The following is a 7,352-nucleotide window of genomic DNA, read 5'->3' on the forward strand; positions in this document are numbered from 1 at the left end:
ACATCAGCGAGAGCCGCCTGCCCCCGGGGAGCGAAGTCTGGTTCCGGGAGCCGACGGCGTGGGAACGGTATTCCTGGCAAATTTCCCTGATCGCCGCCGTTATTCTCTTGCAAGCCGGGCTCATCTCGGCCCTGCTACGTGAGCATCGTCGGCGTCGGTTGGCCGAAGTGCAGTCGCGGCAGCGCATGGTCGAACTTGCCCATGTCAACCGCTTCTCGACGGCTGGCGAACTGACGGCCTCCATTTCTCATGAAGTCAACCAGCCGCTTGGCTCCATTCTGGCGAACGCCGAAGCCGCAGCCGCGATCCTGAAAGCTCAGAACCCCGACATCGCGGCACTCCCCGATATCGTTGAACTCAAGGAAATTGTGAACGATATCCTGCGGGATGATCGGCGCGCTAGTGAGGTCATCCGGAGGATGCGCAGCCTGCTGAAAAAAGCACCCTTTGAACTGAGAAACGTCGACTTGAATGACGTTGTTCGCGAAACGCTTGGATTACTGTCCTCTCTGGCCGTTGGACAGAAGTTCGAACTGACCAGTCTGCTCACACAGAATGCGCTCCCGGTCCTCGCCGACCGCATTCAACTCCAGCAGGTCATTCTCAACCTTGTCGTGAACGGGATCGACGCGATGAAGGATACCCCTGCCGAGCATCGCATCATCAGGATTCAGACTTCGCGCGCCGGAGAATTTGCCGAGCTGTCCGTGTCGGATCGCGGCCCGGGCATTCCCGAAGACAAATTAAAGGAGATCTTCGAGCCGTTCTTTACCACGAAGCAGGAGGGCATGGGCATGGGGCTGTGCATTGCCCATACCATCATCGAGTCGCACGGCGGCAGGATCTCGGCGGAAAGCCATGCCGTCGGCGCCGTGTTTCGTGTGAGCCTGCCCCTCGCTTAGACCGCACGGTCGAACATGCGGCAGCCGGCGCTCACGCACCGGGCGGCTCAGCGCTCGCTGCCTTTCTCGATGATTGTTTCGATAGCTTCGATCAGGCGGTCAGACGGGAATGGCTTGTGCAGATACGCGACACAACCCGATTCCAGAGCCGCCTTGCGCGTGGCCTCGCTCTCCACCGCCGTGATGAAGATGACCGGAAGCGAATGGCCCGAACGCGTCAACTGCCGTCGCAGATCAATGCCAGATATGTTCTGCAAATGAACGTCCAGCACGAGGCAGGTGGCATCGCCCAGGTGCGCGCCCTCAAGAAAGGCTTCGACGCTGCTGAAGACCTCAGTCTCGAAGCCATGGACCCGCAGCACCCGCTGCACTGCCCGCAGCATACCTGGGTCATCGTCGACGACGATGACCAGATGGCGCGTGCCCATGGTTGAAGATGGCATGGCCGGGCCCGTCAAGGCATGGGTGAACTCGGAAGTGAGCACATTCAAGATTTTTTAACCGCCATTGTTTCTCGCGCCCATTATGCAGGATCCGGTGGTCAATCCTATTGGCCCTGAGGCCAGTATCGGCTGGCCAGGACAGGGTCGGCTTTGCTGGCGTGGCGTTATCGTCTGGTCCCGGCTGGCTGCTGGGCCAGGATGCCAAGGCGCTCCGCAATCAGCACGAGCTCGGCGGCGGACGCAATTTGCAGCTTCTCCATGATGCTGCTGCGATGGGCCTTGATCGTTCGCTCCGTCGCCCCAAGCTCGCGCCCGATCTCCTTGTTCATCTTCCCCCGAGCGACGCGTTCGAAAACCTGTCGTTCGCGAGGCGTCAGGCTGTCGACACGCTTTTGCAGCGATAGAAGCTGCTCGTTTTTCTCCCGCCCTGCACGGCTGCGGGCCATCGCCCGCTCAATGGCAGCGATCAACTCGTCGTTCGTGACCGGCTTGGTCAGCAGATCGTCTGCGCCCGCCTTCATGACCTTGACGGTGGTGGGGATGTCCGCATGCCCTGTCAGGAAGATGATGGGCAGGTGCGAGCCCAGGGCGGATAGCCTCTCCTGCAAGTCAGGTCCGCTCAGGCCGGGGATCCTGATGTCGAGAAGGATGCAGCTCGGACCGGCCCCATCGGGCAGTCGCTGCAACAACCGTTCCGCCGAGTCATAGGTCTCGACAGCATAGCCAGCGACACGCAAAAGACGCTGGATTGCGGTGCGGAACGACTCATCGTCATCAACGATGTGCACGACGGCTGACACGGGCGCCACTCCCATTCCGAGCTGCTGATCCGGCGGCCCGGCGGGCGTCATCGGCTCGGGCTTCCGAGGGGCCACAGGCAAGTCATGACCACCTCCTGGGTGCTGGAGGATCGCGATGACACCTGCGTCGTCCGCTCCTCGGTGCCAGGCGCGATCCAAATGGTCTCCGAGGAAGGAAACCCATTGTCCCTGAGGACAGTGTCCTCGAGGTCAATGTGCCTTAGGACAATAGCGCAGGCAATCCTGGGCATTGTAGCGTCGCACTATAAAGCATCCCTCCTGGTTTTGCGTAACCCGCTCCGGACGATGCCATTGTGACAGTCGCCGCTCTTGTTGAGACCAGGCATCGCCAAGCAGACGCTACTCGCTAAACCATCAGGGACCAACAGCGGACAGAGGCCCCATGCCAATCTTCGACCGTTCTGCATCGAGACCCGGCTGCGCCGGGGCCGATCTCCTGGGAAGCGTGCCTGGCCTGGCGAGCCCTAGATCCCCGTTCGTCTGGCCGTTACCGCGTGAGGATCGCAGGCGGCAACGGCGCGCGAGCGTCATGCGCGCCTCGGTCGTCCTCGCCTTGCTCGGACTGTTCTGCGGCTCGGCAGTCGTGATGAGCGAGAACCCCCAGCCTCCATCCGATGCTGCGCCGATCTCGCCTCCTGTCGCGGCCCAAGCGCCCATTCGAGCACACGCCAGAGCCTGGCCAGCTCTGCCGGTCCCAGGACCGGTCACCGAAATGATTTACTGCCTGTGGACGGAGGGCCCCGGCGAGGCCCCCGCTGTCCGTCGTCTGGTTGCCGAAGCCGATACCGATGCAGGAGCACTCCATGCCAGAAGTTGCTGACATTCCATTGGGCCTGAGCAGCGGCCGACTGCCTTCTCGAGCGACACAGTCCCTTCCCACGGCAGCACCGGCGCGCCCGCTGCCGGCCGGGTATGTCCAACTCGGCGTGGCCAAGGAGATCGCCCCGACCCTGCGCGCGTTCGGCCTCGATCCCAATCCGATCATCAAGGCGGCGGGGCTCGACCCGCGTCTGTTCGAGGATGGCGCCAACCTGATCCCGCACCGGGCTCTGGGCCGGCTGTGCGCGTTGAGCGTGGCGCGGACCCAGTGCCGGCATTTCGGTCTCCTGGTCGGCCGACGGGCGACGATCCTGTCGCTGGGGCTGGTCGGCCGCCTGATGCTGCACTCGGAGACCTTCGGCGACGCGTTGCGCGGTCTGGTGGCCCATCTCAGTGTGCAGGACCGGGTCATTGTCCCGTCGCTCGACGTGGACGGAGACACGGCCGTTTTCAGCCATGCCGTCTATCAGCCCGGGATGGAAAGCGCGGATCAGATCACCGATGGTGCCATCGCCTGTGCGGTCAACGCCATCCGGGCCCTACTTGGGGCGGACTGGGCGCCGTCGGAGGTGCTGCTGCCCCGCGGCCAGCCGGCGGATATGGAGCCCTACCGGCGGCATTTCCGGGCGCCGGTCAGGTTCGATCAGGAGATGGCCGCACTGGTGTTCCCGAGCCGTTGCCTGGAGCGTCGCATCACTGGCGCCGATCCCCTGCTGCGGGCCATGCTGGAGGAGCGGATCAAGCAGCTCAAGGGCGCTCAGGGCTGCGAATTCTCGGACGACATCCGCCGGTTGCTACGCGTGCGGCTGACGAGCGACCGTTGTTCGGCCGATGACATCGCCGATCTATTGGCCGTGCACCGCCGCACCCTGAGCCGCCGCCTGAAAGACGGTGGCGCAGGGTACAGGGACATCTCAAACGAGATCCGGTTCGAACTTGCGCGTCAACTGCTGGGGGATACCGAGGTGCCACTCGGCCAGATTGCGGCGGCCCTCGACTATTCGGAAGCGAGCGCCTTTACGCGGGCGTTCCGGCGCTGGTCCGGCGAGACCCCGACGGCCTGGCGGGCAAAGCACCGCCGCGACGGGCAGCGGAGCTCACACGAGCCGCAAAGCGGCCCGTCCCAACATCGCGACGACCAGGGGAGAACAGTCGATGAAGAGCCATCCGATCGCGGCCAATCGAGCAAACGAGGCCATCGAATTGCGGTACAACCTATTTCGGCACAAGTGGCAACCTGATCTGTGTTGTGCGGTGCCTGAGCATCAGCCGGTTCCGAGCTTTGTCACTGGCGAGCAGTGGGACTTCGAGGGCACCTGGGAAGGTCCGATCTCTCCGCCTGGGTTGAAGCCGACAGCAGTCGAGCCAGATTTCTGCGCCGACGGCTTTCATCTGTTCCAGGTACCTGGCCCTCGCGAGAGACCGACGACGACCAAACATCCTGCGGCGGGTGGGCTGTGGCGAGACGTTGCGAGGCGAGGGCTTCGAATCGCGGCTCGATGATCGATGCAGCGGACGCCTGCTGTTCTGACTCGGTTCCGCGAGGGCGCGGTGGCGACGACCGTATCGCCGCACCGACCATGCCGGAACTCAAAGGGAGACCGTGCCATGAACCGACTGCTGCTCAGCCTTTTCCTCGCCGCGCCATTGATTCCGGTCAGCACCACGGGCATGGCGCAGTCGCAGTTCGATGGACGCTGGACTGTGACGACCATCCCAGAGAAAGGCGGCTGTCGGAGGAAGCATCATTATGCGGTCGCGGTTGAGAATGGCGTTGCCCGCAATGCGTCCGGGCGGACGAGGGCCACTGTCACTGGCGGGCTGGAGCCCAGCGGGCGCGTTCAAGTCGGTCTCCAACGCCGCGGGGCCCAGGTTGACGTGACAGGCAATCTCGCGGGGCGATCGGGTTCCGGCCATTGGACCCTCGCCGGGAGGATCGACTGTTCCGGACGGTGGACCGCCGCCAAATGGCGCTGACGCCTGATGGCGGAGTGGACCGCGAACCAGTGCTGTCCTCAGGACCTCGAAAGGACTATCCTGTCCTCATCGCTTGCTGGATTGATCCGGGCACAAGCGGCTGAGAGTGGCGTGCGCTCCCGCCCCAACAAGGGAGAGGGCCATGCACCCACCACAGCAAGTTCTCATCGCCAACCGCCTCCTCGCCTCGCTGTCCGCGGAAGACTTCGCCAGCCTCCGGCCCCACCTTGCGCCGGTGTCCCTCGAAACACGTCAGGTTCTGATCGAGCCCAACACACCGATCGCACACGTCTACTTTCCTGAAGCCGGCATGTCGTCGGTGACCAACAACGGCTCCGGCGGCAAGATCGAGGTCGGGGTGGTGGGACGGGAGGGCATGGTCGGCCTGCCAATTGTGCTTGGGATCGACCGGACTCCCTACGAGCACTTCATGCAGATCGCGGGCCATGGCTGGCGCATCGCCGTACAGGATCTGGAGCAGGCCATAGGCCGGAGCAGCTCCCTGCACCGCCATCTCCTGCGCTATGTCCAGGCATCTCACGTTCAGGTCTCCGAGACGGCCTTCGCCAATGCCAACAGTGACGTCGAAGCACGCCTCGCGCGCTGGCTGCTGATGTGCCACGACCGGGTGGAGGATGACGACATCCCTCTTACGCATGAGTTCATCGCCATGATGCTGGGGGTGCGCCGGCCTGGGGTCACCGTGGCGCTCCATGTGCTCGAAGGCATGCAGGTGATCCGCGCCAAGCGTGGGCTCATCACGGTGCTTGACCGGGAGAAGCTGGAGGAGCTGGCAGACGAGGCCTATGGCCTGTCGGAGGCGGAATACACGCGCCTGATGGGGACGGAGCCGTGACATGCCGCGCTACGTCCTTCATCTCCAGCACTCGGATCTGGAGGACGGCGTTGCCCGCGATGACGAGGGCGACGAGCTTGAGGACGCAAATGTACTCAGGCAGTACGTCTCGGACACCGCCCGTGACCTGCTGAGGGGCGCTCGCCTGCATACCATTCCCGACTGCTCAAATGCTTGTTCGAGGTGACGGATGAGAGCGGCGCGGTCGTGCTGAGGCTGCCGTTCGCTGACGCGGTCAAGGAACTCCGGTGCGACGGGCGGTTTCCTGAACCGACCTTTCCAGACCAAATCGCTCACCGCGCGCAAAAGGGACCGGGGAACGAGCTCCGCGTCGGACACCAAGCCTGACGCACGGCAGGACAGCGCATTTCCGGTGTTCCATGTCGGGATCGGCCCGAACCAACACGGGGGTGCGATGGCCTTCAATGGACGGTAATGGCGCCCAATCCAAAGCCCGTCTTGTCGTAGGTAATCCAGACCGCTCCGTCACCCAGCATCATCCCTTTGTCCCGGACAAAAACCGCCTCGAAACTGGATTCCGCAACCACCGCCCGAAGACGCGGGCTCATGACCGTGTCCTTTGCCGCGACAAGCTGATCTCGAGTGCGGATCGTCCGCTTGGCCTTGCGTGTGATCGACAAAGGGTAATGAGTGACCCGGGCGAGGAGTTGGATATCTCCAGACCGGAAGGCGGCCTTGACGCGCCGGAAGCCGTAATAGGCGGCCAGGGGATCGAACTTCAGGTCCCGGTAGCTGGCCTCGACCTCAGGCGACAGCTTCGGCCGGGAGAACCCTGCGTCTGGGGTCTTTACCGGCAGGTCCATCGAGCGCCGCAGTTCCTGAACGAGGAGGTTCAAGGCCGTGTAACGATCATAGAGCGTCTGCAACTTGGGCTCGCGGGCCTGGGCCGCTCCGTTTGCGAGGGATCCCGTGATCTCCGGCTCGACCGGCACTACGTCAACTCCGGTATATTGCCCATCGCGGGAGAAAGAACTCGCCGCCAGTTCGTCAGCAAGCTGGTTGCGGGCAATCCAGGTCCGTTCCTCCACGTCGGCCAGGACCTGCTCGTGTGATGGCCGAAAGCCGGGACCCGTGGCGATGTCGGCAGGCAGAGCCTTCATGGCTTCCTGCGGTTTCAGGCCGTTCGGCTCATTGGATGGAAATCGCGGGTCGACCTTGTAGGTTCGGCCGTAGACCGTGACGAAGAAGGGGGCCGCCTGAACCGGAACGGAGCAAACGAGAACGAGCAGACATCCGGACAACCCGAGAACCTTTGCGGTGAAGCGGGCCATCGCCGCCTCCATTCCAAATGGTCTAGTGCATCGTGCGGAACCGAAGGTCCGCGTCCGCGAAAAGTGGACCCGGTTTTCCGCTCCAAACGCTGCGCTCATCAAGGGTGGAGCGTCGAAAGCTCCAGGGTCCAACGGTTTAGTAGTAGTGACGCCGAACCGCGCGGCGCGACGACCGGCGGGCCACGCCGGCCACGCTGCCTGGCGTCCCCGGTCGGCCGACGACGGCCTGAGCGGTGTCGCAT

At 63.6% G+C, this 7,352-nt stretch carries 9 protein-coding genes; 6 read left to right on the forward strand and 3 right to left on the reverse strand.

Features of this window, described 5'->3' with window-relative positions; genetic code table 11:
* The coding region (locus ACXJKO_RS28110; RefSeq protein ID WP_457094334.1) for a sensor histidine kinase at positions 1-902 on the forward strand (902 nt) is incomplete at its 5' end.
* 47 nt (positions 903-949) lie between these two features.
* Here ACXJKO_RS28110 and ACXJKO_RS28115 read toward each other — a convergent pair.
* Together ACXJKO_RS28115 and ACXJKO_RS28120 are read right to left on the reverse strand one after the other, a co-directional pair.
* Positions 950-1,330 (reverse strand): response regulator transcription factor, encoded by a 381-nt coding sequence (locus ACXJKO_RS28115; RefSeq protein ID WP_457094340.1) that lies wholly within the window; start codon positions 1,328-1,330, stop codon positions 950-952.
* 179 nt (positions 1,331-1,509) lie between these two features.
* Positions 1,510-2,220, reverse strand: coding sequence for a response regulator transcription factor (locus ACXJKO_RS28120; RefSeq protein WP_457094341.1), 711 nt, complete (start codon positions 2,218-2,220; stop codon positions 1,510-1,512).
* A 749-nt stretch (positions 2,221-2,969) separates the two neighbouring features.
* Between ACXJKO_RS28120 and ACXJKO_RS28125 the strand changes: the two genes are divergently transcribed.
* The 4 genes from ACXJKO_RS28125 to ACXJKO_RS28140 all read left to right on the forward strand — a co-directional run bounded on the left by ACXJKO_RS28125 (position 2,970) and on the right by ACXJKO_RS28140 (position 6,005).
* Entirely contained in the window at positions 2,970-4,226 is a 1,257-nt protein-coding gene (locus ACXJKO_RS28125; protein ID WP_457094335.1) for an AraC family transcriptional regulator, read from the forward strand.
* A gap of 367 nt (positions 4,227-4,593) precedes the next feature.
* Positions 4,594-4,962, forward strand: a complete 369-nt coding sequence (locus ACXJKO_RS28130; protein ID WP_457094336.1) for a hypothetical protein — start codon at positions 4,594-4,596, stop codon at positions 4,960-4,962.
* Between the two features lie 142 nt (positions 4,963-5,104).
* Positions 5,105-5,818 (forward strand): Crp/Fnr family transcriptional regulator, encoded by a 714-nt coding sequence (locus tag ACXJKO_RS28135; RefSeq protein WP_457094337.1) that lies wholly within the window; start codon positions 5,105-5,107, stop codon positions 5,816-5,818.
* Between the two features lies 1 nt (position 5,819).
* Positions 5,820-6,005, forward strand: coding sequence for a DUF6894 family protein (locus ACXJKO_RS28140; protein WP_457094338.1), 186 nt, complete (start codon positions 5,820-5,822; stop codon positions 6,003-6,005).
* Positions 6,006-6,240: 235 nt separating this feature from the next.
* Here the strand turns inward: ACXJKO_RS28140 and ACXJKO_RS28145 are convergent, their stop codons facing one another.
* Positions 6,241-7,110, reverse strand: a complete 870-nt coding sequence (locus ACXJKO_RS28145) for a hypothetical protein (RefSeq protein WP_457094339.1) — start codon at positions 7,108-7,110, stop codon at positions 6,241-6,243.
* On the opposite strand from ACXJKO_RS28145, the gene ACXJKO_RS28150 reads away from it, so the two are divergent.
* On the forward strand, positions 7,097-7,352 hold a 256-nt coding region (locus ACXJKO_RS28150), incomplete at its 3' end, for a hypothetical protein (protein ID WP_457094342.1). The genes ACXJKO_RS28145 and ACXJKO_RS28150 overlap by 14 nt on opposite strands.

This window comes from Microvirga sp. P5_D2, assembly GCF_054049475.1.